Annotated in this window: 23 protein-coding genes; 11 read left to right on the forward strand and 12 right to left on the reverse strand. The window is 60.5% G+C overall.

The annotated features are described in order from the left end of the window. Nucleotides 1-2,502 carry a helicase-related protein gene (locus tag GSP01_RS01170; protein WP_141350151.1) on the reverse strand — a complete coding sequence of 834 codons (2,502 nt, stop codon included), beginning with the start codon at nt 2,500-2,502 and terminating at the stop codon, nt 1-3. Between the two features lie 135 nt (nt 2,503-2,637). Here GSP01_RS01170 and GSP01_RS01175 point away from each other — a divergent pair, with 135 nt between their 5' ends. The 3 genes from GSP01_RS01175 to GSP01_RS01185 all read left to right on the forward strand — a co-directional run bounded on the left by GSP01_RS01175 (nt 2,638) and on the right by GSP01_RS01185 (nt 7,069). Further along, nucleotides 2,638-3,525 carry a ferredoxin--NADP reductase gene (locus tag GSP01_RS01175; RefSeq protein WP_141349800.1) on the forward strand — a complete coding sequence of 296 codons (888 nt, stop codon included), beginning with the start codon at nt 2,638-2,640 and terminating at the stop codon, nt 3,523-3,525. 27 nt (nt 3,526-3,552) lie between these two features. Further along, entirely contained in the window at nt 3,553-4,947 is a 1,395-nt protein-coding gene (gorA, locus tag GSP01_RS01180; RefSeq protein ID WP_174787507.1) for a glutathione-disulfide reductase, read from the forward strand. 82 nt (nt 4,948-5,029) lie between these two features. After that, nucleotides 5,030-7,069 carry an FUSC family protein gene (locus tag GSP01_RS01185; RefSeq protein WP_141349802.1) on the forward strand — a complete coding sequence of 680 codons (2,040 nt, stop codon included), beginning with the start codon at nt 5,030-5,032 and terminating at the stop codon, nt 7,067-7,069. A gap of 6 nt (nt 7,070-7,075) precedes the next feature. On the opposite strand, the gene GSP01_RS01190 is transcribed toward GSP01_RS01185, so the two are convergent. Together GSP01_RS01190 and GSP01_RS01195 are read right to left on the reverse strand one after the other, a co-directional pair. Further along, the gene (locus tag GSP01_RS01190; RefSeq protein ID WP_141349804.1) at nt 7,076-7,900 is read right to left on the reverse strand and encodes an alpha/beta fold hydrolase; all 825 of its coding nucleotides are present in this window, start codon (nt 7,898-7,900) and stop codon (nt 7,076-7,078) included. A 66-nt stretch (nt 7,901-7,966) separates the two neighbouring features. Then, nucleotides 7,967-8,380, reverse strand: a complete 414-nt coding sequence (locus GSP01_RS01195) for a hypothetical protein (protein ID WP_174787508.1) — start codon at nt 8,378-8,380, stop codon at nt 7,967-7,969. 230 nt (nt 8,381-8,610) lie between these two features. Here GSP01_RS01195 and alkB point away from each other — a divergent pair, with 230 nt between their 5' ends. From alkB to gltX, 5 genes are all read left to right on the forward strand, one after another. Next, nucleotides 8,611-9,264 carry a DNA oxidative demethylase AlkB gene (gene alkB, locus GSP01_RS01200; protein WP_141349806.1) on the forward strand — a complete coding sequence of 218 codons (654 nt, stop codon included), beginning with the start codon at nt 8,611-8,613 and terminating at the stop codon, nt 9,262-9,264. Nucleotides 9,265-9,311: 47 nt separating this feature from the next. Continuing rightward, nucleotides 9,312-10,700, forward strand: a complete 1,389-nt coding sequence (locus GSP01_RS01205) for a class II 3-deoxy-7-phosphoheptulonate synthase (RefSeq protein WP_141350157.1) — start codon at nt 9,312-9,314, stop codon at nt 10,698-10,700. Next, the gene (locus tag GSP01_RS01210; RefSeq protein WP_141349807.1) at nt 10,700-11,914 is read left to right on the forward strand and encodes a nicotinate phosphoribosyltransferase; all 1,215 of its coding nucleotides are present in this window, start codon (nt 10,700-10,702) and stop codon (nt 11,912-11,914) included. Before GSP01_RS01205 ends, GSP01_RS01210 begins: the two co-directional genes overlap by 1 nt. Next, a complete protein-coding gene (locus GSP01_RS01215) occupies nt 11,911-12,378 on the forward strand; it encodes a hypothetical protein (protein WP_141349809.1) in 468 nt (155 codons plus the stop codon). Before GSP01_RS01210 ends, GSP01_RS01215 begins: the two co-directional genes overlap by 4 nt. Before the next feature lie 100 nt (nt 12,379-12,478). Further along, the gene (gltX, locus tag GSP01_RS01220; protein WP_141349811.1) at nt 12,479-13,813 is read left to right on the forward strand and encodes a glutamate--tRNA ligase; all 1,335 of its coding nucleotides are present in this window, start codon (nt 12,479-12,481) and stop codon (nt 13,811-13,813) included. Nucleotides 13,814-13,862: 49 nt separating this feature from the next. Here the strand turns inward: gltX and GSP01_RS01225 are convergent, their stop codons facing one another. From GSP01_RS01225 to cysS, 4 genes are read right to left on the reverse strand one after another with little or no spacing between them, the layout of a single operon-like run. Continuing rightward, complete coding sequence (locus GSP01_RS01225) at nt 13,863-14,747, reverse strand: aldose 1-epimerase family protein (protein ID WP_141349813.1); 885 nt, start codon at nt 14,745-14,747, stop codon at nt 13,863-13,865. Beyond that, on the reverse strand, nt 14,716-15,741 hold the full coding sequence (locus tag GSP01_RS01230; RefSeq protein WP_141349815.1) for an ion channel: 1,026 nt from the start codon (nt 15,739-15,741) through the stop codon (nt 14,716-14,718). The genes GSP01_RS01225 and GSP01_RS01230 overlap by 32 nt, the downstream gene beginning before the upstream one ends. A gap of 4 nt (nt 15,742-15,745) precedes the next feature. After that, nucleotides 15,746-16,522 carry an RNA methyltransferase gene (locus GSP01_RS01235; protein WP_141349817.1) on the reverse strand — a complete coding sequence of 259 codons (777 nt, stop codon included), beginning with the start codon at nt 16,520-16,522 and terminating at the stop codon, nt 15,746-15,748. Between the two features lie 2 nt (nt 16,523-16,524). Beyond that, complete coding sequence (gene cysS / locus GSP01_RS01240) at nt 16,525-17,883, reverse strand: cysteine--tRNA ligase (protein ID WP_141349819.1); 1,359 nt, start codon at nt 17,881-17,883, stop codon at nt 16,525-16,527. Between the two features lie 86 nt (nt 17,884-17,969). On the opposite strand from cysS, the gene GSP01_RS01245 reads away from it, so the two are divergent. Next, complete coding sequence (locus GSP01_RS01245; RefSeq protein WP_141349821.1) at nt 17,970-19,364, forward strand: MATE family efflux transporter; 1,395 nt, start codon at nt 17,970-17,972, stop codon at nt 19,362-19,364. On the opposite strand, the gene GSP01_RS01250 is transcribed toward GSP01_RS01245, so the two are convergent. Continuing rightward, complete coding sequence (locus GSP01_RS01250; protein ID WP_141349823.1) at nt 19,318-20,532, reverse strand: MFS transporter; 1,215 nt, start codon at nt 20,530-20,532, stop codon at nt 19,318-19,320. The genes GSP01_RS01245 and GSP01_RS01250 overlap by 47 nt on opposite strands. Nucleotides 20,533-20,632: 100 nt before the next feature. Continuing rightward, nucleotides 20,633-21,103 (reverse strand): BON domain-containing protein, encoded by a 471-nt coding sequence (locus tag GSP01_RS01255; RefSeq protein WP_011253299.1) that lies wholly within the window; start codon nt 21,101-21,103, stop codon nt 20,633-20,635. Between the two features lie 365 nt (nt 21,104-21,468). Between GSP01_RS01255 and rpsD the strand changes: the two genes are divergently transcribed. Both rpsD and GSP01_RS01265 read left to right on the forward strand, forming a co-directional pair. Continuing rightward, nucleotides 21,469-22,086 carry a 30S ribosomal protein S4 gene (rpsD, locus tag GSP01_RS01260; RefSeq protein WP_141349825.1) on the forward strand — a complete coding sequence of 206 codons (618 nt, stop codon included), beginning with the start codon at nt 21,469-21,471 and terminating at the stop codon, nt 22,084-22,086. Between the two features lie 164 nt (nt 22,087-22,250). After that, nucleotides 22,251-23,798 (forward strand): peptide chain release factor 3, encoded by a 1,548-nt coding sequence (locus GSP01_RS01265; protein WP_141349827.1) that lies wholly within the window; start codon nt 22,251-22,253, stop codon nt 23,796-23,798. Nucleotides 23,799-23,837: 39 nt separating this feature from the next. Here the strand turns inward: GSP01_RS01265 and mtnK are convergent, their stop codons facing one another. The 3 genes from mtnK to GSP01_RS01280 form a co-directional block, all read right to left on the reverse strand. Further along, a complete protein-coding gene (gene mtnK, locus GSP01_RS01270) occupies nt 23,838-25,025 on the reverse strand; it encodes an S-methyl-5-thioribose kinase (protein ID WP_141349829.1) in 1,188 nt (395 codons plus the stop codon). Next, complete coding sequence (locus tag GSP01_RS01275) at nt 25,022-25,720, reverse strand: hypothetical protein (RefSeq protein ID WP_141349831.1); 699 nt, start codon at nt 25,718-25,720, stop codon at nt 25,022-25,024. Before GSP01_RS01275 ends, mtnK begins: the two co-directional genes overlap by 4 nt. 71 nt (nt 25,721-25,791) lie before the next feature. After that, a complete protein-coding gene (locus GSP01_RS01280; protein WP_141349833.1) occupies nt 25,792-26,634 on the reverse strand; it encodes an endonuclease/exonuclease/phosphatase family protein in 843 nt (280 codons plus the stop codon). Nucleotide 26,635 lies beyond the last annotated feature (1 nt).

Here is a 26,635-nt window from a genome sequence, read left to right on the forward strand (position 1 = left end):
TTATGATGGCCGCTTGCGCGGCCCCCCCGGCCGCCGGTTTCCCTTCGCGGGGAAACTGCGGCCCCCCGGTTTTTTGGGGCTGGAAAAACCCGTCCTATTGCCGGGTCTGTCACTATGGCTGCCGCGGCCTGGGCGGCCTCCGATGCGCTGCTGCTTTTGGCTTTCGCGCATCCGGCTCTGCGTACGCAGGACCTGTTCAATCCAGTCATTGAGAATGGATGTGTTAATTTCCGCATCCTGACGGGCCGGATAGGCGTCCGGGAATCGCAGTGCCAGCCACCGCCAGGCGACCAGTCGCTTGTGCCGCTTCTCGGCCCTTTCCAGCTCTTCGCGCCCTGCCTGCTCTGGATGCGGAAGACGCCCCGTACCCGGCGGCGGTACCGAGCGTCCGGCTGCATGATCCGCGGCCCACTGAACAAGTCGCTGAATGCCATTGTCCCGCTCATCAATCGGGCACATGGCATACGTCCAGCGTGTCGAAAGATCGAGGTTTTCCACGCCTTCCAGAGCAGCTGCGATTTCCAGTGCCTGCTCCATGTCGGCAAGGCGGTAGTTCGGGTCATCAGCACGCAGAACGGCGTGTTTGATGCGTGTCAGAACGCCGTAGAGACTGTCACTGCCGATCTCTTCGGCCACGGCCCGGACGATATCTGAATCCGGCTGCACGAGGGGACGGAGTTCCTTGATCTCCTCAGGCGGAGCGCTCAGCATTTTTCGGACAAATGTCGGACTTCCAGCACCCGCCAGTAAGCAGACCAGCCCGCTTTCATGTTTGCCGTAACGTCCGGCACGGCCGCCGATCTGCTTGACTTCCTGTGAAACCAGATCGCGCGTCTGGCGTCCGTCGAACTTGCGGAGCGCACTGAACACTACGCGTCGGATTGAGAGGTTCAGTCCCATGCCGATCGCATCCGTCGCAATGAGGATATCGGCTTCGCCATTGTTGAAACGGGCTGCTTCGGCACGGCGGACTTCCGGGCTCAGGGCACCATAGACTACGGCGACACGACGCCCGCGCGCCATGAGTTCAGCACGCAGATCCAGTACTTCGCGGCGCGAAAAAGCGATGACTGCATCGCTGGGCTTCAGTTCATCAAGATGCAAGGTCTCACCTGCTTTGAGCGGGCTTTTGCGTTCGAGGTGGATCTCATCCACCGGATCATCGCAAAGTTCGGCAATGCGCTTGACCAGCGGGATGCAGTCCGGCGCGCCGAGGATGAAGACATGCCGCGCCGGAACACCCATGATGGCCGCCGTCCAGGCGGCGCCACGGTCCGGATCGGCGAGCATCTGGGCTTCGTCAATAATCGCCACATCCACAGGGTTGTGGAACGGACACATCTCGACCGTCGCTGCCAGATGGCGCGCGCCCGGCATTTCGATCCGCTCCTCGCCCGTCGACAGGGATGCCGGAACGCCGCGTGAGAGCAGGGACTCGCGGAATTCGTGGGCGAGCAGGCGCAGGGGCGCGAGCGCCAGCCCGCTTTCGGCATTCGCCAGCGCATTGAGGGCGGTATAGGATTTTCCGGAGTTCGTTGGACCCGTTACCAGAGTGATGCGCCGCTTCAGCGCACGGGCAGTGCGGAAATGCCCGGCAAACCGGTCCAGCGCGGCAACGCGGGCAATCGCGGCATTGCCGGCCTTGTTGCCCAGATCCAGAACTTCCGGCCGGTCTTTGGTTCCACTGCGCCATTGCGGCAGGAACGTTCGGAGACGCTTGAGTTCTGTTGGATCGAAGAAGAACAGTTCAATCCCGTCCGGGCGCGTTTCGCGGCGGGCAACGGGAATCCGGTTTTCGGCAATCCAGCGCAGAGCTTCACGACGCGAGCAGTGCAGGACGTTTGGCAGCTCATCGAAGCTGATCAGTCCTGCTTCCCACTCGCGCAGCCGTTCAAGCTCACGCGCCCTGCGTTCTTCGGCACGGGCCTGAATATCGGCCTGTTCGCGAGCGCGACGTTCCTCGGCAATTCGCAGATCGTCCTCGAACCCGAGATCGACGCTGCCGAAAGCGGCTGCGATGCTCTGGGACAGTTTTTCAAGCTGACCGCTCGATAGGATCACTCCGGTATCGGCCAGATCAGCCCGAACGTCTTCAAGCACGGCGCGAGGAGAATCGCCCATTTCCTGCCAACGCGCCATCAGAACGTCGTCGAGGGTTCGGCGCAGGGCAGGCATGTCGGCGCGCGGGTCATGCGTGCGTGTGGCGGCGTCCAGAGTGTCGGCTTTGCCAATCCAGACCTCACCGGCCCGACGGCAGACATTCATGAGCTGTGAGGCCCAGGTCTTGCGGCGTACGACGCATAGCGCTTCGATCAGCCCGTCATGAGACAGGCTCGCCTCGGGGCCTTCAAGCCTGCGCGCAACCTGACGCAGCAGGGCAGGGCGCTCGCGTGACGTGATGTCGAGCGAGGTTCCGAATTCGGCCTCGGCCCGCTGAAGGGCACGTTCGGCCGGGGAAAGAGTATCGGAAAGCGTGGCGTCCGGCATGGAGTCGTCTGTCATAAGAGTCTTGTGCGTCATTCCGGCATGCGCTTCAACGCGCATGGGTTTCCCGAGCGGCAATGATTGGGCTAAAAGACCCGACTCTTATCAGGTCCGTGACCTGTTATCCGTTCCGCCCCGGAGACAGAACCAGACATGTCCACCTCGACTTTTGCCGCACCGACTCCAACAATCGACGAGCCCCTGACCGGCCTGGTGCCGTTTGAAGGCCATCCGAAGCAGTATCGTCTGGCTGAACCCAGCAAGGAATACGCTCATCTGTATCCGGCGAAGGTGCTGACAGTCCATCACTGGACGGACCGCCTGTTCAGCTTCACCACGACGCGTGACCCGGGCCTGCGTTTCGAGAATGGCCAGTTCGCGATGATTGGCATTGAGGTCGAAGGCAAGCCGCTCCTGCGCGCCTATTCGATCGCGTCCGCCAATTACGAAGACAACATGGAGTTCCTCTCCATCGCGGTTCCCGATGGCCCGCTGACCTCGCGTCTACGCCATGTGAAGGTCGGCGATACGGTCCTGATCGGCCGCAAGCCGGTTGGCACGCTGCTGCTCGATAACCTCAAGCCGGGCCGCAACCTGTATTTCCTGTCTACGGGAACGGGGCTGGCGCCGTTCATGAGCCTCATCAAGGACCCCGAGGCCTATGAGCGCTATGAGAACGTGATCCTCAGCCACACCGTCCGCATTTCAGGTGAGCTGGCCTATGAGAACCACATTCGCCATGAACTGCCGGAGCATGAATTCCTGGGCGAGTTCGTCAAGGACAAGCTGCGTTATTACCCAGCCGTGACGCGTGAAGATTATGCCGTGACCGATCGCATCACCAAGCTGATCGAGACGGGCAAGATCTTCGAGGATCTGGGCATCGACAAGCTCGATCCTGAGCATGACCGCGTCATGATCTGCGGTTCGCCGGAAATGCTGGCTGACACCGAAGCCCTGCTGGAGCGTATGGGTTTCGAGGAAGGCAATATGAGCCATCAGGGTTCGTATGTCGTTGAGAAGGCCTTCGCAGAGCGCTGAGGTCTCAAAAGGGTACGAAAGGCCGGAATGATGCAGGATTTTGATCTGTTCGTTATTGGTGCCGGATCGGGCGGTGTGCGCTGCGCGCGTATCGCCGCCCAGAACGGAGCGCGCGTCGCAATTGCGGAGCGCCGTCACTGGGGCGGAACCTGCGTCAATCTGGGCTGTGTGCCCAAGAAATTGATGGTCTATGCGGCTGATTATGGCCGCGAGATTCCCGATGCCCCGGCTTATGGATGGGATGTCGCGCCGGTCGCGCATGACTGGTTCACGCTGATCAGCGCCAAGGACCGCGAGATCGAGCGCCTCAACCGCATCTATGTCTCGATGCTGGAAAAGGCCGGGGTCACGCTGTTTACGGGCGATGCCAGTTTCGTGGATGCCCATACCGTCGAGATTGGGCCGTCCGAACTCGCGCCGGATGCACCCGTCCAGCGCATTCGGGCAAAGAAAATCGTCATCGCCACGGGGTCCACGCCTACGCGTCTGGATATCCCCGGGGCGGAACATGCCATCGTCTCGGACGATGCGTTCCATCTGACGGACCGTCCAGAACGCGTTGCCGTGATTGGCAGTGGGTATATTGGCGTTGAGTTCGCGGGTATTTTCGCAGGGCTTGGTTCCACGGTTGATCTGGTCTTCCGGCAGCCCCATCCCCTACGCGGCTTTGACGACGAACTGCGCGCCCATTTGTCCGAACTGCTGCCACTAAACGGCATCAAGGCGCATCCCGGTCGCTCTCCGGAGCGGATCGAGAAGGTCGGCGAAATTTTCTGTCTGTATCTTGAAGGCGGGGAGGTCATCGAGACGGACTGCGTGTTCATGGCGACAGGGCGTCATCCCAATCTGACCCCACTGAAACTCGACAATGCTGGCGTGGCGACGAGGGACGGACGGATTCCGGCCACGCCCGATGATGCGATGACCAATGTCCCCGGCATTTATGCCATCGGAGACGTGACGGACACCTACAATCTTACGCCCACAGCTATTGCTGAAGGCCATATTCTGGCCGAACGCCTGTTTGGCGAGCCGGGTCGCGAATGGTCCTTCGCCACGACGCCCAAGGCTGTATTCTTCTCCCAGCCGCTCGCCACGGTTGGCTTGAGCGAAGAAGAAGCCGTGGAGAGCCATGACGTGGACATCTACACGTCCAGCTTCACCCCGATGCGTCAGACGTTGTCGGGGCGCAAGGGCAAGACCCTGATGAAGCTGGTCGTGGATGCGCAGAGCAAAATCGTGCTTGGCGCTCACATGATCGGTCCCGATGCGCCCGAAATCATTCAGGGCCTCGCTATTGCGATTACGGCAAAGCTGACGAAGCGGGATTTCGATCGCACGATCGGTCTGCATCCCACCAGCGCGGAAGAGTTCGTGACTATGCGAAGCCTCACACGCCACGTTCCCCGAAAAGCAGGCTGAAAAACACCATGACGGCGCGTAACGGTCTCACGGAGGCTCCGCAGTCGGGCCGTCACACAGTTTCTGAAAGGCAGCACCAGGCATGAGGTTTGGCTGGCTGTTTGCCCCGTCCATCACGTCCGTCATGTTCGCTCTCCGCACCACGGTCGCTTCGCTTCTGGCGCTGGCGATTGCGCTGTGGATGGAACTCGGTGAGCCACAATGGGCCGCCATGACCGTCTGGATCGTCGCCCAAAACTCCCGTGGCGAGAGTATTTCCAAGGGCCGTTGGCGTCTCGTTGGCACCATGATTGGGATGGTGATGGCCATCGTGCTCATGGCGGCGTTTCCGCAATATCCCTGGCTGTTCCTGCCAGCTCTCGCCATCTGGGTCGGGTTGTGTGCCGGTCTTGCGACTCTGACACATAATTTCCGCGGCTATGCCCTCGTACTGGCAGGCTATACCTGCACCATTATTGCGCTTGGTGCGGTCAAGGAGCCCGATCACGTCTTCAATGTGGCAATGGCGCGCGGTACCTATATTTTCCTCGGTGTGATCTGCGAGACGGCGATGGGTATGATTGCCCTGCCCAATGTCGCAGGCCGGGCGCGCGAGGAACTCCGCAAGCGTCTTCAGGGCATTCTGACCCGGGCCATTCCTGCCCTGACGTCCGTGCTCCGCCAGCAGCCGGGTGCCAGGGACGACCTGTCCACTCTGCTGGGCTCGTTGCAGGCTTCCAGCGACCAGATCGAGTTCAGCCGTATTGAGATCCGCAGCGAAGGCAACGAGGTCGAGCACGCCTATGTCACGCTCGGGCTTGTCGCGCGTGTCCTGTCACGCGGGCTGGGTCTGCGGACGCGCATGACGTCTGTCTCGCATCAGCCCGAAGCCCTGCGGCCTTTCCTTGAAGAAATGGCCACAGCTCTGGACGGCCTGCCGGAGCGCCTTCTCACGGATCGACGTGGCATCGCCGCCCTCGTCCAGATCGAAGCTCTTCTTGCCGAATGCCGGGGGCGTATGCAGACGATTTTGCCTCGCGACGATGAGGATTCCCTGAATGAAGGGATTATTCTTACCGGCGTGGAAGTCATGCTGTCCGACCTGTGCGAGACGCTGCGTTCCTATCGGGCCAGCGTGGATGGGGCTCCCGTGTCCGAACGCCATCGCCTGACCCGCAATCCGGACTGGCGTGCCTCGATGCGCAATGGCGTGCGTACGACTGTGGCCCTGCTGTTCGGCGCTTATGTCTGGGAAGTCACTGCCTGGCCACAGGGCAGCGTGTTTTTGACCTTTATCGCCGTGGTCTGTGCACGTTTTGCCACCTTCGAGAATACCGTTCTGCTGAGTGCGGCCTTCTTCTACGGCGCGGTTTTCGCCGCTCTGGCGAGCGTTATTCCGGTGTTCGTCGTCATGCCGGTGACGGCCAATTATCCGTTCTTCTGTCTTGTGGCAGGTTTTTTCATGCTGCTGGGCGGTCTAGCGTCCCGCAATCCGCCCACTGCTGTTATGGCGGCGTCCTATGGCACGTTCTTTCCCTTTTTGCTGGGTATGGATAACCAGGGGCGCATCAACGAGCTCAGCTGGTTCAACACCACTATTGCGCTCCTGCTGGGTCTTGGTGCCGGTGTGGTGATTTTCCGCGCCGTGCTGCCATTCACTCCCGCCCGCGCGGGCGAGGTCCTGCGCTACCAGCTCAAGCGTAGCCTGCGACGGCTGGCGTTGCCCGGCGTGGTCATGGACGAATATGTCTGGATTAATGAAGGCACACAGAGCATGGAGCGCGCCGTGCGCTTTGCTGGCTCTCTCTCCAGTGAGCGGGCGGAAGCCATGTTGCGGGGGACGTTATCCGTTCTGACCGTCGGGCGTAACGTGCTGATGCTGCGCAAGCTTGCCGAGCATGGAAGTCTGCCTGATACGGCGGTAACGGCGGTGGATGGGCTGGTCCGCAACCTGCTGCGTCGCAAGCTGCCCCTGACCCATACGACCGCCACAATCGATCCGACCCTGGACGAACTCTATGCGCTGGAACGTCAGTCACAGGACCCTTCGATCCGGCATGATCTGGTTCTAGCCATCGGTTCTCTGCTGATCGTACGTACCGAGATGCCGGTCAGCAGGGCCTTTCTCAGGGGCGCGTTCTAACGTCCGTCAGGGTGTGGCGAGGAAGCGCAGCAGATCTTCGTTCACCCGCTCGGCATGGGTCATGAAAAGTCCGTGCGGGGCGCCTTCGTAGGAAATCCAAGTCGAGCCCGGTATGGCAGCTGCGGCTTTCTCGCCGGCGATGCCAGCCGGAACGGCAGAATCGGCCGTGCCGTGAATCACTAGTGTTGGGACGGTGAAGGCCTGCAGGTCCGAACGGAAATCGGTCGTGCCCCAAGCATCCACACAGTCCAGCATGGCCATCGGGCTGGCCATGCTGGCCAGTAGGAAGGACCAATCCAGCACGCCCTGACTGACAGGGTGATGGAGCATGCTGACGCCGTAGAATTCAGGAATGAAGTCTTTCAGGAAGCCGAAACGGTCCTGACGGATTTTCTGCTTGATGCCGTCAAACACGGAGATGTCCACGCCCTTGGGGTTGTCGGACGTCTTGAGCAGGAACGGCACGACAGACGACAGCAGGACTGTCTTGGAAATGCGCGACCGGCCATGGCGGCTCAAATAACGCGCGACTTCCCCGCCTCCCATGGAGAATCCGACGAGCGTCGCATCCCACAGATCAAGTTGTTCAAGAATGACCGCCAGATCGTCGGCGAAGGTATCGTAGTCGTAGCAGTTGATCGGGTGGCCGGACTGGCCGAAGCCGCGACGGTCATAGGTGATGACCCGATAACCCGCTTCCACCAGTGCCAACGTCTGCTTTTCCCACATGTCCCCGGTCAGGGGCCATCCATGGATTAGAACAACGGGCTTACCTGCGCCCATATCCTTGACGTGAAGGCTGGTTCCATCAGTGGCGGTGATATACGGCATGCTTCTGATCCTCGAAGGAGTTCATACGGGGATCAGAACTTGCTGCCGAGGCTTTGGTTGCCTGTCTTACCAGCCGTTTCCGCGGGGTGCGACGTAGCCGTTTCCGGTGGCGTCGCCGAGCTGACCGGACTGAGTGTTGTTGCTGCCCTGATAGGACGATCCAAATTTAGACAGGTTTGCGCCCGTTACGGAATCACGCTCCACCCCGGCCTCGTGATCCGGGTCCGGACCATGCTCGAAATCATTGGACGGTGTATCAGAATAGCCCGGAGGTGGCTTACGATGGCCGCGCGCGCGGAAATGCTCGCCGCCAGTTGTGGCCTGCTGTTTGGCGTCCGTCTGGGCCTGATCCGGCTGCACGGGAAGGGTCGTGCCGGAGGCATAAGGCTGACCGAATGTCGCGGTCTGGGCTTGTGCCGCCCCGGCCACCAGGGCAGTCGCCAGCAGGGCATGGCAGAAGAAACGGGAAGAGGACAACATGTGATCCAGTCCTTGGCCGATCATAACAACAAGACTGCCTTCCGGACGAGAGAGAACGTCATGTTCCGACATTCCCGGCAAGACGGCATACGACACTATAATCGGCGTGCTTTAAGCTGGGTTCAAGAGTTCTTTTCCCCTGACAGAGGCCTCAAAGGGCTCCTATATAAAAATCATGCCGATATTCGAGAGCTTTTATCGCCTTTTGAAAGCCTCTGAGGAATAACCGGATGGAGGATCTTTTCGCATCCCTGCGTTCCCGGACCGTTCTGGCGGAAGGTGCGGTATGGCTGCCTGGTTTTGCCTGGCCGGATGCCCCCGCGCTCCATCAGGCCATTGCGGATGTGAGCGCCGTCGCGCCCTTCCGGTATTTCCACACGCGCATGGGGGCGATGTCCGCCGCCATGACCTCCTGCGGAGCCTGCGGCTGGACGGCCGATCCATCCGGATACCGCTATACTCGGACCGATCCAGAAACCGGTGAGCCCTGGCCCGCAATGCCGGACGTACTTCGTCATCTTGCAATCCGGGCCGCATCGGAAGCGGGATACGACGGCTTCGATCCAGCGTCCTGCCTCATCAACCGCTATGCGCCGGGAGCGGGCATGGGGCTGCATCAGGACCGTGGCGAGGGGCGGCCGGAAGCGCCGGTCGTGTCAGTTTCCCTTGGTATCCCGGCACGTTTTGCGTTTGGTGGCACGAGCCGGAGCGATCCGAAGCGCGTCATCGAACTTCTGGAAGGGGATGTCGTGGTCTGGGGTGGGGCATCGCGCTTTGCGTGGCACGGAGTCTCCCGTATTCGCGAAACATTCCATCCGCAGACAGGTGCCATGCGATACAATCTGACGTTTCGCGCTATCAACGCCGCGCTTTTTCGGCCATAACCAGCCCCCCGCAACTCCTGCATTCACATCCTTCTGGAGGGCATTTGATGCACCCCTCGAGCCAGACCCCGACGTCCACCAACACGATGTCCTGGTCTCCTGCAAGCTGGCGTTCCCGTCCCATCGTCCAGGCTCCATCCTATGCGGATGAAGCGGCGCTTGCTGCCGTCGAAGCTCGTCTGCATCGATATCCACCGCTGGTCTTTGCGGGAGAAGCCCGCCGCCTCAAGACGCGCCTGGCCGCGGCGTCACGTGGGGAGGCTTTCGTCCTTCAGGGCGGCGCCTGTGCCGAGAGCTTTGACGAATTCACCGCTGACATCGTGCGCGACACGTTCCGTGTCCTGCTCCAGATGGCCGTCGTCCTGACGTTTGCTGCCAAGGTGCCGGTCGTGAAGATCGGACGTATGGCCGGACAGTACGCCAAGCCGCGCTCGTCCAATACCGAGACGATCGATGGCGTGACGTTGCCCTGCTACCGTGGTGACATCATCAACGGTCCTGAGTTCACGCCTGAGGCCCGCATTCCTGATCCCGCCCGCATGGAGACCGGATATTTCCAGTCCGCCGGCGTGATGAACCTGCTGCGCGCGTTTGCGCATGGCGGATATGCGAACCTACATCAGGTCCATCGCTGGAACCTCGGATTTGTCGAGCGTTCTCCGCTTTCCGCGCGTTATCAGGATCTGGCCCATCGCATCGATGAGACGCTGTCGTTCCTCCGTGCCTGCGGTTTCGATGGTTCGGCGTCGCAGATCGACGAGACGGAATTCTACACGTCTCATGAAGCCCTGCTTCTGCCTTACGAGCAGGCCTTGACCCGCGTGGATAGCACGAGCGGCGATTACTACGACTGTTCGGCACATTTCCTGTGGATCGGTGACCGTACCCGCCAACCGGATGGCGCACATGTCGAGTTCCTGCGGGGCGTGCAAAACCCGATCGGCATCAAGGTGGGCCCGACGACAACGGTTGCAGATCTCGAAAAGCTGCTCGAAATCCTGAATCCGAATGACGAGGCCGGGCGCATCACGCTGATCTCGCGCATGGGCAAGGACAAGGTGCGTGAGCATCTGCCGCCTCTGCTTGATGCCGTGAACCGTACGGGCCGCACCGTGACCTGGCTGTGCGATCCGATGCACGGCAACACCACGACCACGGCCAGCAAGATCAAGACCCGTTCTTTCGATAACATCCTTGGCGAAGTGCTCGGCTTCTTCGACGTCTTCGAGGCTGCGGGCCGTCGTCCGGGCGGGATTCATCTTGAAATGACCGGTCAGGACGTCACGGAATGCATCGGTGGTGCGCAGTGCCTTACCGAGGATGATCTGGCGGGTCGCTATGAAACATTCTGTGATCCGCGCCTTAATGCGGAACAGTCCCTTGAAATGGCTTTCCTTCTTGCTCAGGAATTGACGGGACGAGCAGGAAAGAAATAATGACCGTTTCCGATCCCCAGAATACTCCACAAGCCGCGCTCCAGCGCGCGCTTGGCACTCTCGGCCCGTTGGACGAGACAACCATCGAAGCGCGGACGGACGCCTATTTCGGGCGAACGCGGCATATCGTGGAGCATTTCGGAGATTCCCGCGTCACCTATGCGGTGTTCATCCGTCGCCCGGTGATCGCGGCCTGCGGCCTTGTCACGCAGTGGCTGAAGAATGTTGCGGAGGCGCAGGGCTTCGACCTTGAATGTCGGGAAATGTATGCCGAAGGGGAATGGGTCGGCGCGGGTGAACCGCTCCTGTACCTGACCGGAAGTTTCACCCGTCTGGCACCGCTGGAAACCCTGGTGCTCCAGCGGATTGGCGCCACCTGCGTGGCAGCGCACAATGCTTATCAGATGGCCATGGCGCTGCCGTCCATTCCGTTTCTTGCTATGGACGCCCGGCATTGTGCGGGTTTCGAGATGCAGGAACAGATGGCTTATGCCGCAGGCGTCGGCTCCCGTGCGGCGCAGAAAGAAGGGGCACGCGGCTTCATCGGCAATGCCAATGACGCGACGGCTGGTTTCTTTGGTCTTGATGCCGGTTTGGGCACGATGCCTCATGCCCTGATCGGTTATGCAGGCTCCACGCTGCGCGCGGCGGAGATGTATGACGAGGTCTATCCGAATGATCCGCTAACGGTTCTGGTGGATTATTTCGGGCAGGAAGTTACGGATGCGCTCGCCGTCTGCCGCCGTTTCCCCGATCGTGCGGCGAAGGGCCATCTGAGTGTCCGTCTTGATACGCATGGCGGACGCTTCCTTGAAGGACTGGACCCCCAGACCTCATATGGAGTGCTTGAGCGTCACACGCCGGGCACCATCCGCCGCTACCGTTCCGATCAGGAATTGCGCGATCTGGTGGGAACGGGCGTATCGGCCGCAGCCATCTGGCGTATGCGCGAAGCTCTGGACCATGCCGGTTTTCACCATGTGAAGATCGTTGTGTCTTCGGGTTTCAACGTCGCCAAATGCTCGACGATGCGGGACGCTCATGCCCCGATTGACGTGATCGGCAGCGGGTCCTTCATTCCCGACCGCTGGTCCGAAACCTATGCAACGGCTGATATCGTAGCCTATGACGGACAGCCTCGCGTCAAGCTTGGACGCGAGTTCCTGCTCCAGAAGGTCCGTGACAGCCACGACACATCCAAGGACATTTCATGACCGACGATACGATTGACCCTGTCGAAGGCGCACCTGAAACCGTCACCGAACCGGGAACGTGGAGCGTACGCATCATCGATCTGTCCGGCGCGTCGGAAGGCGAGGACGATACGGTCGAAGTCGTAAAAGACTTCATCGACCTGATGCACGCCAATGCCTATGCCCGCGCTTACGTCCGCGACAGCATCGAGCGATGCCGAACTCCGGGTGCGAGCAGCAAAGAAGTGATCGAGAACTGGTTCGCCTTCGGTGAAAATGCCGAAGTCGTAGATGCGGGCGAAGACGGCTGGAAGTCCTCCACCGAACTCGAAGACTTCGCTGCCAGCCGTGCCACCCCGATGGAGCGTGACTGGCGCGCCATCGATCCGCGTCGCCTCGTTGATGATGAGGAAATCGCTGGTCCGCCGGATGATGATGACGATGACGAGGATGACGAAAACCGTCACGAAGTGATCCGTCACTGACCAGCTGGTGCAGGGAAGGGATATGCACCCCTTCCTTCACACGGTCGTTCCTACAAAACCTGCTCTGGCAACGCGGCGCATCATGCGGCATTAAGGCGTTATGAAACTGCGCTTCGCTCCGTCCCCGACCGGTTACCTGCATGTTGGCAATGCGCGCCTTGCCGTCGCCAACTTCCTTTTTGCACGCCATAACGGCGCCAAGTTCCTGCTGCGGATCGATGATACCGATACCAGCCGCGGCAAGCCCGAATATGAAGAAGCTATCGGCAAGGATCTGTCATGGCTGGGGCTGAAATGGGACGAGTATGTGCGTCAGTCCGAACGTCTCGACCGCTATGCCGAAGTCATCGAAAAACTGAAGGCATCTGGCCGTCTCTATCCGTGTTTTGAGACGGAATACGAGCTGAACGCCAAGCGTGAAGCCCGCATCCGCGCTGGCAAGGCACCGATCTATGACCGTGCGATGCTCAAGCTCACCGCTGACCAGCGCGCCCGCGCCGAAGCCAATGGTAAGACGCCGCACTGGCGTTTCCGCCTCAGCGACGGCAGCCGCAAATGGCAGGATCTCGTCATGGACGAGTGTTCGGTCAAGCTGACGGCCATTTCCGATCCGGTTCTGGTGCGTGGTGACGGCACGATCCTCTACACGCTGGCCTCTGTGATCGATGATCTGGATCTGGGCATCACCCATATTGTTCGTGGTGAAGACCATGTGACCAACACCGGCGTGCAGATCGACATTGCCGAAGCCCTGGGTGCCAAGCCGAACCGATTCACCTTCGCGCATCTCCCGCTGTTGCTGGATTCCGATGGCGGAAAGCTGTCCAAGCGATTTGACTCTCTGGCACTGAAATCCCTGCGTCAGGACGGGCTGGAGCCGATGTCGATCGTCTCCTATCTCGCACGCGTGGGCTCCTCGGATGATCCGCAGGTCATGACGATGGATGAGGCCATTGCGGCTTATGACATCTCGCATGTCTCCAAGTCGGCCGCGCGGTTCGACATGACGCAGCTTCTCGCCCTGAACCGTCGTGCACTGCACAGCCTGCCGTTCGAAGCGGCGAAGGCGCATCTTCCGCCAGAAGCTGACGAGACATTCTGGAATGCCGTGCGTGGAAACGTGGATCTCTCAGCCGAGATCCCGCATTGGTGGGACGTGGTGCATGGCACGATCGTCCCGCCCTCACAGCCCGAAGACCGTGAGTTCCTTCAGCAGGCCCTCGACACCCTTCCCGCCGAGCCGTGGGGCGAGGACACCTGGAAGGACTGGACCAATACGCTCAAAGAAGCTTCCGGCCGCAAGGGGCGTACCCTCTTCATGCCGCTGCGTCTGGCCCTGACGGGTGAAGATGCCGGTCCGGAACTGCATGTTCTGCTCGGCCTGATGGGGCGCGAGCGGACGGTGTCCCGTCTGAGGGATGCCATTCAGGCCTGATCCTGTTGCCCCGTCGCGCGTTTCAAGAAGCGCGATGGGGTTGATTTTTTCAGATCGCCTTGACGGACCAGAACGCCGCCCAGCTCTCGCCTGGCTTTAGATGCAGAAGGCCGGGTTTCTGTGAAAAGTCTCCCTTGAAGCCGGCTGGCGTCGCATAGCCATGCCAGGGCTCAATACACAGGAAATTCGCGCTCGGTTTTGTCCACAGGCCAAGCTCTTTGAAGCCGCCCCAGACAAACCGAAGACCTGTTCCGTCCGACCCGACCATGTCGACGGACCGGCTTTCGGGCTTCTCCATGATGAGAGCGTCTTTTTCAAAAAGCGCATCCGTCAGCGCAAGGACGTTGTCCCGGAGCGGCGTATGCTGCTTTTCCGGCAGAAGCAGGCCGTCGGCGCCAATACGCCGAACCGGCAGCGGCTCGTCATATTCAAAGACCAGCCTATAGGTGTCTTTGGCGACACCCTCCTTCAGCGGCCAGCGAAACGCCGGGTGCGCGCCAAGGGAGGCATGGAGCGTGCTTGTGCTGTCCGGATTATGCAGATGATAGGAGACGCGCAGGGTGTTGTTCTCGATCAGATAGACCATTCGTAGCCGGAAGGCGGATGGGAAGATCGCGCGGCTTTCGGCGTCGTCCACAAGTTCCAGCGTGCAGCCTTCGGGGGTCCGCGCAATCCAGCGAAAGACCCGATCCCGCGCGAAGCCGTGCTGTTTCAGCCGGACGGGCGTGCTATCGAGCGTGATCTCGCATTCGGGGAGTCTGCCGATGATCGGGAACAGGACCGGAGAGTGTTTCGGCCAAGCGGCTCCTGCATTCCAGAGCAGTTCCTCGTCCCCGCTTCGCAGGGCGATCAGTTCGGCGCCATGATTTCTGACCGAAGCCTTTAGTTGGCCAGTTCCGAAATCATGTGTGTCCTCCGTCACGGGATTCGTCATGGGATGTCTCCTGTTCTGGTACCATGGGCAGATCGCCCGGCTCGGTGGTATGGAAACGACGGAAATCGACCTCCACCCGACCATCTGGACGATTCTGGATCATATCTGAAAAACGGTAGCCGTGCTTCACGTGTCCGATCTCGTAAGCATGGCGGGCGAATATGGTTTGAGATGAGATTTCATCGGTGCCGTCCATCGTGATGATGATTTCTGCATTCTGGTCGATCAGCGTTTCTGCTTTCAGTCCGTAAAGCGGGCTCTGGGTGTCGATCAGATGGGTCGCATTGAGGCTGATACGGAAAATCGGCATGTGGGACTGTACGAGCGTGAGTCGGTCGAAACGCCGGACCAGACGCCCATGTTCGTCCGGCATCAGGCGCGTGAGCGTCATCTCGATATTGGCGGACAGGATCAGGGTGCGACGCTGGTTAGCGATGCGGATCGTGAGCGTTGGGACAACGTCGTCATAGGAAACAACCGCGACATGACTGAACAGCACGCGAGCGCGGGGGCGCGAAAAGCGGGCAAAGACCAGCCCTGTAGCGAGCGCGTTCAGCATCATTCCTGCCAGCACTTCAAAAGAGACGATCGTATTCGTCAGGCGTCCGACTGGAGCCATGGTGCCGTAGCCCACGGTTGAAATGGTTTGAACGCTAAAGAAAATATCGTCGAGAAAATCGCCGTTGGGCACGCCACTCACACTGTGCGGAATGACGTAATACATCAGCGCAAAGGCGATGTTGATGACCAGATACAGCCCGATCGAGGCCCAGAAGAACATGAACCAGCTCATGGTCATCAGGGTGTGGTAGAGGTCTCCAAGAGAAGCGGAATCCAGGCCCGTGCGGATGATGTCGCGGCGACCGTTCTCTTCAAGAACATGTGCCCGGATCCTGTTGACCGTCTCAACGACGGTGGGATGTCCGTCCTGTGCTTCTGGCGCCCCCGGATCAGGTCGGGCTTGCATCCGTTTCCGGTGGCGCCAGTGGATCATGGGGTCAGCTCCTGTTCCTGCGGGCGCTGCTCAGTTCGCTGACAACGCCGTGAAGGGTGCGAAGCTCCTGTTCCGTTACTTCGCCTCTGGTGAAGAAATGACGCAGGTTTCGCACCATGCCGGGGCGTTTCTGCTCGTTTCGAAGGAAATTGGTCTCATTCAGATCGCGGATGAGATGGGACATGAAATTCTCCATCTCCCCCTTCGTTGCCACATGCGTCTCGTTGGTCATGAGTTCGCGCGGTGGCGTCATGTCTTCGGTCAGAAACCATTCATAGGCCATGATCAGCACGGCCTGTGCGAGGTTCAGCGACATGAATTTCGGGTTGAGCGGATAGCGGACCAGCGTATCGGCGCGGGCCATATCCTCGTTATCCAGTCCGGCGCGCTCGGGTCCGAACAGGATGCCGGTGCGCAGGCCACGAGTGGAGGCGACACGCAGTTCGGCGGCGGCACCTCGCGCAGTCATGACCGGCTTGACCACATGGCGCGGGCGCGGGCACGTCGCGAAAATGCGGTGCAGGTCGGCCACGGCATCGTCCACCGTCTCGAACACCTGAGCCGCGTCCAAGATCCGGTCCGCGCCCGACGACGCATACCAGGCGCGTTCCTGCGGCCAGCCGTCGCGCGGGGCCACGATCCGCAGATGGAACAGGCCGCCATTCGCCATGGCGCGTGCCGTCGTACCAATATTTTCGGCAAGCTGCGGGCGTACCAGGATCACAACTGGATCAAAATCTCCAAGGGGCCCGATATCCGCCCCGCCGTCACGTCCGGTCATGGTTACGCCTTTCGCCAGGTTGTGCCGCCAGGGCCGTCTTCAAGGGTGATGCCATCTGCCGCAAGCTGCGCACGGATGGCATCGGCGCGGGCGAAATCGCGGGATTTTCGGGCTGCAAGACGCTCTTCGATCAGGGTTTCGACCGCACTTGCGTCTACGCCGGACTGGAACCACTCGGCGGGCGTCACATTGAACAGACCCAGCATTTTTCCGGCGGCCAGCAGGCTTGAGGCCGCGTCCTGATTGCCCTGCATGGCGGCATCCGCCAGCGGGTGAAGAGCGGCAATGGCCAGCGGCGTGTTCAGATCGTCGCATAGCGCATCCATGACCGCTGCCGGAACAGCAGCACCCGGCTGGGCATCGCCGCGCTCAAGCGCCCGGTACAGCCGGTCCAGAACCCGACGGGCTTCCTCCAGTTTGTCCCAGCTGAAATCCAGCGTGGAGCGGTACTGCGCGCCCAGATAGAGCAGGCGCAGCGGTTCTGCGGGGGAGCGGTCCAGCACTTCGCGGATCGTGAAGAAATTGCCGAGCGATTTCGACATTTTCTCGCCGTTCGACAGCAGCATCCCGTTATGGACCCAGTGCGTGGCGAATTTGCCATGCGGATGGCAGCACATGGACTGCGCACGTTCGTTTTCATGATGCGGAAACAGCAGATCGTCGCCACCACCATGAATGTCAAAGCTCTCGCCCAGATAACGGTGTGACATGGCCGAGCATTCGATATGCCAGCCCGGCCGTCCGCGCCCATAGGGGCTGTCCCAGCCCGGCAGATCCGGCTCGGAGGGCTTCCACAGCACGAAATCGCCAGGATCGCGTTTGTAGGGCGCGACCTCAACACGCGCCCCCGCGATCATGTCATCGAGCGAGCGTCCGGACAGCGCGCCATAGGACGGGAAACTGCGCACCGCAAACAGCACATGCCCTTCGGCTTCATAAGCATGTCCGGCTTCGATCAGCTGCGCGATCATCTCCAGCATATCGTCGATATGATGAGTGGCGCGGGGCTCGATATCGGGCGGCAGAATGAAGAGTGACGCGAGATCTTCATGAAAGGCCTGCGTCGTCCGTTCAGTCAGGGCGGAAATGTCCTCCCCGTTTTCCTTCGCGCGCGCGTTGATCTTGTCGTCCACGTCGGTGACGTTGCGGACGTAAGTGACGCGCGGATACAGCGTCCGCAGCAGGCGGATGAGGATATCCGCGCACATCATGGCGCGCAGGTTGCCCAGATGCGCGCGGTCATAGACGGTCGGTCCGCAGAAATAGACGCGCACATTCTCAGGGTTGAGGGGCGTGAACGGTCGCTTTTCGCGAAGATGGGTATCGTGCAGGCGGAGCACGTGTGCAGCAGGATCGGCCATACGCCGATCAATGCGCCAGCCTTGGTTCAGGTGCAACAGGCTTTGTTACTCTTGTCGGAAGGTTGGGCCCCTGTAATAGGGGGCGTATGAGCAGTGCCCTTTCCAGTCCGCCGACCGATCCGATAACTCCGCGCAGTCACGCGCTGGCCCTGCTGCGCGTTGCTTTGCCTCTGGCCCTGTCGCAGCTTTCCGAAATGGCTATGGGTGTCACGGATACGATCCTGCTCGGTGGCCTCGGAGTGACAGAGGTCGCGATCGGTGGCCTGTCGAGCACGTTCTTCTTCACGACGATGGTGACCTTTCAGGCCATGCTCGGCGGGGCAGGAGTGCTTCTGTCACATGGCCGGGGGGCGGAAGAACATGGCCGGACATCCCATGATGGTCGCAGCGTCATGAGTGCGACGTTGATGCTGGCTATTGCGGTCTTTATTCCCTGCGCGCTGTTGCTGGCTTTCTCAAAGACGATCTTTGGTGCGATTGGCGAGCCTGCCGAAGTTGTCACGCATGGCAGCCGTTTCATCGACATCCTGCTTTTGTCTCTGCTGCCCGATCTGGCAGTCATCGGCGTCCTGCGTGTCGCGCTGCCAGCGCTCGGAGCGGAAACACTGCTGCTCTGGATCATGCCCGCCATGGCAGTCTGTAATGGTCTGACCAATGCGGCTCTCATTCATGGTTGGGCCGGGCTGCCAGCCATGGGGCTTTATGGTTCCGCAACCGCCACGACGTTGACTGGCTGGGTCGTCAGTTTCGCGCTTTTCGGACTGTGCCTGACCCATCCGCGCGTTCGGGCGGTGCTGAAGCCGGCCGCCGTGCAGTGGTCTGTCGTAAAGGAGCTGCTGAAGCTCGGCGGGCCGATGATGATGGGAGCGGCGGCCGAGATCCTGATGTTCCAGATTACCAGCCTGCGTGCTGGTGAACTTGGGACACATAGTCTGGCCGCTCATCAGGTGGCGCTGAATGTCAGTTCGTTGTTGTTTATGGTGTGTCTGGCAGTCGGTCAGGCGACCAATGTCCGCGTAGCTTACTGGCGTGGTGCGGGCCGCATGGAGCAGAGCCGTCGTGCAGCCCTGACTGGTACGGGAATCGTCCTGATGTGGAGCCTCGCCACATCCTCGCTGCTGCTGATCTGGCCGGAAAAAATCCTGCCGCTCTATTTTTCGAATCGTGCGCCCGATCCCGAGACCACGGCGCTTGTTGTCATCCTGCTCCGGACCGCTGGGCTGTATCAGATCGTGGATGGGCTGCAATGCGTGTTCAGTGGCGCCCTACGTGGCTGCGGCGATGCCATTACGCCCATGCTAATTGCAGTAGCGAGTTACGGTCTGATTGGTTTGGTTTTCGGGGGATGGCTGGCCTTCCACCAGCATGTCGGTGTGGAAGGCCTGTGGATCGGCATGGCGCTGGCGTTGGCCACGACCTGCGTGGCTTTCGGGATCAGGCTGCTTCGCGTGATGCGGAAGCCCGCGCCTGCCATATCGTAAGCCCGTAGATCACCAGTCCCAACGACGAGAACAGCGCTCCGCCCCAGCCAACGGACCCCAGCCCCAGCCCTGAACTGACCAGCACCGCCCCCAGCCATGCTCCGAAGGCGTTGGCGAGATTGAACGCCGAATGGTTGAGTGAGGCGGCGAGGGTCTGTGCGTCTCCGGCAACTTCCATCAGGCGCGTCTGAAGGGCGGGGGAGAGCATAATGATCCCGGCCGGAACAAGAAACGTGATCGGTAGCATGGCGTAGGGTGACGGCAGTAGCAGCCAGAACCCCAGCATGAAAACAATGCTTGCCGTCAGCGAGACGATTACCGTCCGGTCAATGCTGCGATCCGCCATGGTGCCGCCGAGCGCATTGCCCGCAACCATACCTAGACCCCATACCACCTGATAGACCGCGACAAGCCAGCCTGGAAGCTGCGTCACTTCCGTCAATCCGGTCGTCAGAAAGGTGTAGATCCCGAACAGGCCGCCGAACCCAACTGCGCTGGTCAGCAGTGTTAGCAGAACCTGCGGGCGTTTGAACGCGCCGAGTTCGGTGAGTGCGGTTGCACTCGGATGAGGCCTGTCGCGCGGTGCGAAGAACCATATCCCCGCAAAGCAAAGAGCGCCCAGCGCCGCGATCGTGCCGTAGGCCTCACGCCATCCCACGTGATTGGCGGCATAGGTCGAAAGCGGAGAACCAATAACGGTTGAAATCATAATGCCCGACAGCACCCGTCCGACCGCTCGTCCGCGTCGGGCGCGCTCGACCATCGACGCGCCGATCAGGGCCGAAACGCCAAAGAAAGCCCCGTGAGGCAGGCCCGTGATGAAGCGCATAAGTTCGATGCCTGCAAAGCTGGGCATCAGGATGCTGCCAATATTGCCCACGATGAACAGGCATAACAGGCAGAGCAAGAGCGTGCGGCGTGGCAGCCGTGCGCCTAGGATCGCAATCAGCGGTGCTCCGATGACGACGCCCATGGCATAGGCCGAAATGGCCCAGCTTGCCTGCGAAATGGTGATGTTCAGGGAGTGGGAAAATTCCGGCAGCAGACCCATCATGGCGAATTCGCCGGTGCCGATGGTGAATGTCGCCAGCATGAGGGACAGCATGGCCGGTTCGACACCGTGGGGTGGGCGCACCCGTTCGACGTCGAGAGGTTCGATGGAGTCCATAAGAAGTAAGCCCGGGAATGGAGGTCAGGACTGTGCTGTCATTGCCGGATAATGAGAAGCAGTAACGGCTCCCCGAGAGGGAGGAGCCGTTGCGGACAGATCAGTTCTCGGTTGGCAGGCGGATGGTCTGACCCGGATAAATGTCATCCTTGGATGTGACAAGCGGTTGATTTGCATCAAGGAGCTCATCACCCGTGACATCTTGGGGCAGCTTGTCGGCAACCTCGTCCAGCGTCTTACTGGTCTTGATCTCCAGAAACTCGGGATCGGGCGTTCCGGGCGGTACGGCAATCTCGGCCTCGACTGCGGACACGCCTGCGACGTTGCCAGCCGCCAGGATCATCTGGTCGCGTTCCTTGGCGCTTTCCGCCTTGCCACGCAGATAGATGGTACGGTCATCGATCACCAGATGGGACATGTGCATCTGGGCGAGGCCAAATCTCTTGAAGGCACGCTTAATGACGCTCTCCCCGGGCTTGGGGGGCAGTGGCGCGTCAAGGGACTGAACCAGTCCTTCAAGGGAGCCTTCGCCGACACGGCCGGCCTTGGGATTGAAGCGATAGATTTTCATACAGGAAACTCGAAAAAGCGTGTTGCTCCCCTAAGGCGCGTTGCTTCAGAAACGCATGGGGAGTTCCGGACCGTTAGCGCAGCCTGACATAAAGTGGTTGCGTATTTTCCGAACCCCCACTGCAAGAAAATCACAGAGCTCGCAAGAAGGTTTTGATTGACCCCAGCCGGGGACTCCTGTAGGCGCGACGGCACAGCCGGAAACGTGGACGTACCGGCCGGACCATTAGTGCGGGATTCTGCATCTCGCCGGCCCGGCATCTGGGTGCGCGCCCGTCCTTTCCAATCCGGGGAAGGGCCTACCGGCACAACAAAACGGACTGCCATGCAGCATGGGGCGGTTCAGATGAGTACAGGGGTTAACCCATGTCAAAGCGTCTTGAGAGCAAGTACAAGATTAACCGCCGCCTCGGCGTTAACCTGTGGGGCCGTGCCAAGTCCCCGGTCAACCGTCGCGAATACGGCCCAGGCCAGCACGGTCAGCGCCGCAAGCAGAAGCCGTCCGACTTCTCCATTCAGCTGATGGCCAAGCAGAAGCTCAAGGGCTACTACGGCAACATTAGCGAGAAACAGTTCCGTAAGTATTATGACGAAGCCGTCCGTCGCAAGGGCGATACGTCCGAGAACCTGATCGGTCTGCTCGAGCGTCGTCTGGACGCCGTTGTGTACCGTCTGAAGTTCGCGATCACGCCGTTCGCTTCGCGTCAGTTCGTTAGCCACGGCCACGTCACGGTTAACGGCAAGAAGGTGAACATCCCGTCCTACCTCGTGAAGGAAGGCGACGTCATCGAGGTTCGTGACTCCTCCAAGCAGCTCGCCATCGTGCTTGACGCTGTGCAGACGGGTGAGCGCGACACGCCGGAATACGTCGAAGTCGATCATCGCCAGATGAAGGGCACGTTCCTGCGTACCCCGGTTCTCTCCGACGTGCCGTACCCGGTGCAGATGGAACCGAACCTGGTCGTCGAGTTCTACTCCCGCTAATCCGATCCTGGGCCACCGGCCCGGATCAGAAAGCGACCGGAAACGCCGGGCGGGTCTCCCGTCCGGCGTTTCCTGTTTTCAGGCCCACCGCCCGGATGCGCGGCCAGTGCCGGTTTGCGGCGTTTTGGCGTAATTCCGGGCGTCCCGTTTCCATCGGAGTTCCCATGTCCGAAGTCCCTAGCGCGGAAATCAGCCGCGAGATCGCCCGTCGGCGCACCTTTGCCATCATCTCCCATCCTGATGCCGGTAAGACGACCCTGACTGAGCGTATCTTGCGTGCCGGTGGTGCTATCCAGATGGCAGGCAATGTCCGCGCCAAGGGCGAGCGTCGCCGGACCAAGTCCGACTGGATGGGCATCGAGCGTGACCGTGGTATTTCCGTTGTGACTTCGGTCATGACCTTCGAATATGGCGACTGCGTCTTCAACCTGCTCGATACGCCAGGTCATGAAGACTTCTCCGAAGATACCTACCGGACCCTGACGGCGGTGGACTGCGCGGTCATGGTTATTGACGCTGCAAAGGGCATCGAGGACCGGACCCGCAAGCTGTTTGAGATCTGCCGCCTGCGCGACATTCCCATCGTCACATTCATCAACAAGATGGACCGTGAAGCACAGGATTGCTTCGCGCTGCTCGACGAGATCGCCAGCACGCTGGCTCTTGATACGTCCCCGGCGACCTGGCCGATCGGGCGTGCCGCAAAGTTCATCGGCACCTACGATCTGCGCACGAAGGAAGTGCACACCAAGGAGGCCGTCGGAGAAGACGATCCTCGCATCATCCAGATGCGCGAGGAAGTTGAGCTCGCTGAAGCCGCCCTGCCGGAATTTGACCGTGAATCCTTTGATGCCGGTCATCTGTCCCCGGTGTTCTTCGGCTCGGCCATGAAGGAAATTGGCGTCACGGATCTGCTTGATGCGCTTGTCGCCTATGGTCCGGCCCCGCGTGCCCAGCAGACCGAGACCCGGGAAGTGAAGGCCAGCGAAGATCAGGTCACGGCCCTGGTCTTCAAGATCCAGGCCAACATGGACCCCAATCACCGTGACCGCATGGCGTTTGCCCGCGTGTGCTCCGGCCGTCTGACTCGCGGGATGCGCCTCAAGCATGTCCGCACTGGCAAGCAGTTCGCTCTGCACACGCCACAGTTTTTCTTTGCTCGTGACCGCCAGCTTGCTGAAGAAGCGTTTGGCGGCGATGTCGTTGGTATCCCGAACCACGGAACCTTGCGGATCGGCGACACGCTGAGTGAGAGCGAAGACTTGCGTTTCACCGGCGTGCCGCATTTCGCCCCCGAAATCCTGCGTCGTGTTCGTCTTGATGATGCGATGAAGGCCAAGAAGCTCCGTCAGGCTCTTGTGGAACTGGCCGAGGAGGGCGTCGTCCAGCTCTTCCGCCCGCAGGACGGTCTGTCGCCGATTGTGGGTGTGGTCGGAACGCTTCAGCTCGACGTGCTTCAGTCCCGGCTTCAGGGCGAGTACGGCGTGGCTATCGGCTTTGAGAGCACGCCCTATTCCCTGGCTCGCTGGATCACCGGCGACCGCGCCAAGATCGAGGCGTTTCAGGATCTGAACCGATCCGCCATGGCCGACGATCTGGATGGAGATCCGGTTTTCCTCGCAACCTCGTCTTTCATGATGCGCCGGACCATCGAAATGAACCCCGATCTGGAGTTTCATGACATCAAGCAGATCGGTATGGCCTCGGTCTGAAACGCAAAAACCCCGCTCTGTAAGGAGCGGGGTTTTTTCTTACAGTCCCATCAGGGAAAGAACGCTGTCGAAGGACCGGAGCGATGCGCCTTCAACAATCAGCGTCCGGCCGATCTGAAGCGCCTTCTGCCGTGCGAGCAGACGCTTCTGTTCCGTGGTGCAGAGACCATAATCCGCCACCTGAGCGAACCCGACGGTCCGGCGGATCATTTCCAGTCCGCAGAACCCGGCCGTATCGCGCAGGATTTCGCTCAGGAGGGTTTCGATGAGGGCTGGTCGGGTATCGGGCCGGGACAGCGCCCACATATCTCCGCAGCCTGTCCGAAGGCCGGTTCGCAGTTCTTCAGAAAATTTCTGCCAGAAGGCCAGCATCTCTGTCCGGATTGCGTCCGCCTTGTGCGGCGCTGCGCAGAGGTGCAGCGCCAGATTGCCCAGATAAAGCCCGCAGTCAAAGCCGATGGGGCCCATCGTTGCGAATTCACCGTCAATGACCCGCACATCCGCGCCATCCAGCATGATGGAGCCTGTATGCAGGTCGCCGTGTAACAGGGCCTGTCGGGCTGTCAGGAAGCGGTCCTGAAGCCGTCCGACGGCCTGATGCAGGATCTGATCGGTTTGAAGTGCCTTTACATCCGCTCGCAGGCCTTCTTCCGGTTCCGGATTGCGGTCGCAGACACGATACGGGTCCGTCAGGATCAGATCGACCGTAATGCGGGTGAGGGCGGTATTGCCGGAAAACTGTTCCAGCAGATGCGCGCCGGTTTCAAAGGGCTGGCTGACCCAGCCCGTCGCCTGGACGGTGCGGGCGACATACGACCCGATTACGGTGGAAAATCCCGGAGTGGCCTGATCCGCGATCAGGGCCGAACGCAGCACTTCATGCTCCGTCAGGCATTCCATGACGAGCAGGAACAGGTCCGGAGCATAAGCGAAAAGCTCGGGCATCAGCCCCGTAACGGCAGGGGCGACGGCCTGCATGTAGCGCGACTCATACAGGGCGCGTTCCAGAGGCATCGGCCAGTCCGGCGCCACGCGCACATGGGGGAGCGCCTGCTTGCAGCACAATGCTCCCGTCGAGCCATTCACCAGGAATACCGTATTGAGATTGCCGTCACTGACTTCGCGAATGTCCCAGTCGGCAGCCGCGCCGCCCAGACGCTCTGAGAGGTCATGTCGCTGGGCCAGCCAATCCCGCAAGGCTGAAGCATCGAGAATGCGGTAGGTCATCGGGTTTGCTCCAGCATGGCAGACAGGGTGGGGACGAGCCGTTCGGGCAGTTCCGTATCAGGCTGAACCAGTTTCAGCGCCTGATATTCCGCATTGCCAAGACGGCGGCAACGCCCCTTCAGGGATTCGAAATCCAGTGTAGTGGTAAGGTCCATTCCGATATCCACGATATGCGTCCGGGGATGCTCGCAGGCTAGAAGGCAGCCCCCGACCTGACAGTCGGCTTCCGTCAGACCCAGTTCCTCGTGACATTCCGCGAGAAGCTGGGCCGCCAGATCGATCTCCGCCTCGCCCTCGCGGCTTTCCACATTGCCTGCCGGAGCGCCCTGCCAGTAGCTGGGAAGATAGATGGAGTGTTCCGACCGCTGACCGATCACGATCCCGTCGAGGGTCCGTAGCAGTCCTACAACCGCCAGCGGGCGTAGCATTTGCGGGCCATAAAGATCTGGCTCGCGCATCTGGGCGAGAACCCGGCGGTATTCGGACCAGTGACCGCTGATGACGTCAGGCTCGATTACATCCGCACAGAAAACGCGGCCGTTATACAGGCTGGGATGCTTCGCAAGGGCAGCCTCCCAGTGCGATGCCACGCAGGCTTCGGTTTCCGGAGACAGCACTGGCATGGAGCGTCCGACCCGTACGACGACGTCGGGTTCCAGAAGCGTCACAGGCCATTCTGACGGGGAGGGGGGCATCTGGCGCTCCGGACGAGAAAGCGGAAAGGGCTTCTTTCATGGACTGGAATATCCGGCCCCGCAACGTGCCCTCAGGGCATTTCAAGCCGGACTGAAACCGGACAGTGATCTGACAGTCCGGCAGGCACCGTATCGTTCCTGTAGGTCATGACCCGCAGGCTGTCGGGCACGAGCCAGTCCTGCGCTGCATTTCCCAGCAGGATATGATCGATGAAATATTCCCCGCCCCAGCACGGGCTGGCCTTGCCCGCCGTCGCGAGCGTAACGGGCGTTTCGGCCTCGATCTGCTGCATCAGCGGATCATGCAGGGTCAGACGGCGGTTGAAGTCACCCAGAACCGCATAGGCTTCGCCCTCATCGTGCCGTTCCAGCATCCAGTCCTGGATGATGCGGAATTGTTGGTACAGGATCGGGCAGGAATGCTGGCGCTGGTTCAGTGGCTGGTCCCAGCATCCGGTCTTGAGATGGACTACCAGAAGACGCAGGCTCGCATGACCGTCGCTGATGGTCACATCCAGCCCACCCCGCAACTGGTGCGGCGCGTCCGGCTTTGCGACGTTCAGAGCTGAGAGTTCATCGTTGACCGTCACGTGCAGATCTTGACGTACGGCCACGCCAACCCGCTGCACTACAGAATCGGGCGTCAGAATGATCTGATAGGTTGTAGGACTGAAAACACGGGATGCGGCGACGGGGCCGTCTGTTTCTTCAAAAGCTACGACATCCGAGTCCAGATGCCGGGCATAAGCCGCAAGTTTTGCGAAATCGCGGTGCTCGCCCCCTGGAACATCTTCCGGCAGGGCCGGATCTCCGGACAGGCGCAGCGTCAGCCAATCCATATTCCAGGTTGAGAGTTTGAGGGTGTGAGCTGAAGCAGGCTTCAGGCTGCCGGCCAGAAAAAGACTGGCCAGCATG

The sequence above is a fragment of the Gluconobacter sphaericus NBRC 12467 genome, assembly GCF_006539125.1.
Classification (GTDB): Bacteria; Pseudomonadota; Alphaproteobacteria; order Acetobacterales; family Acetobacteraceae; genus Gluconobacter; species Gluconobacter sphaericus.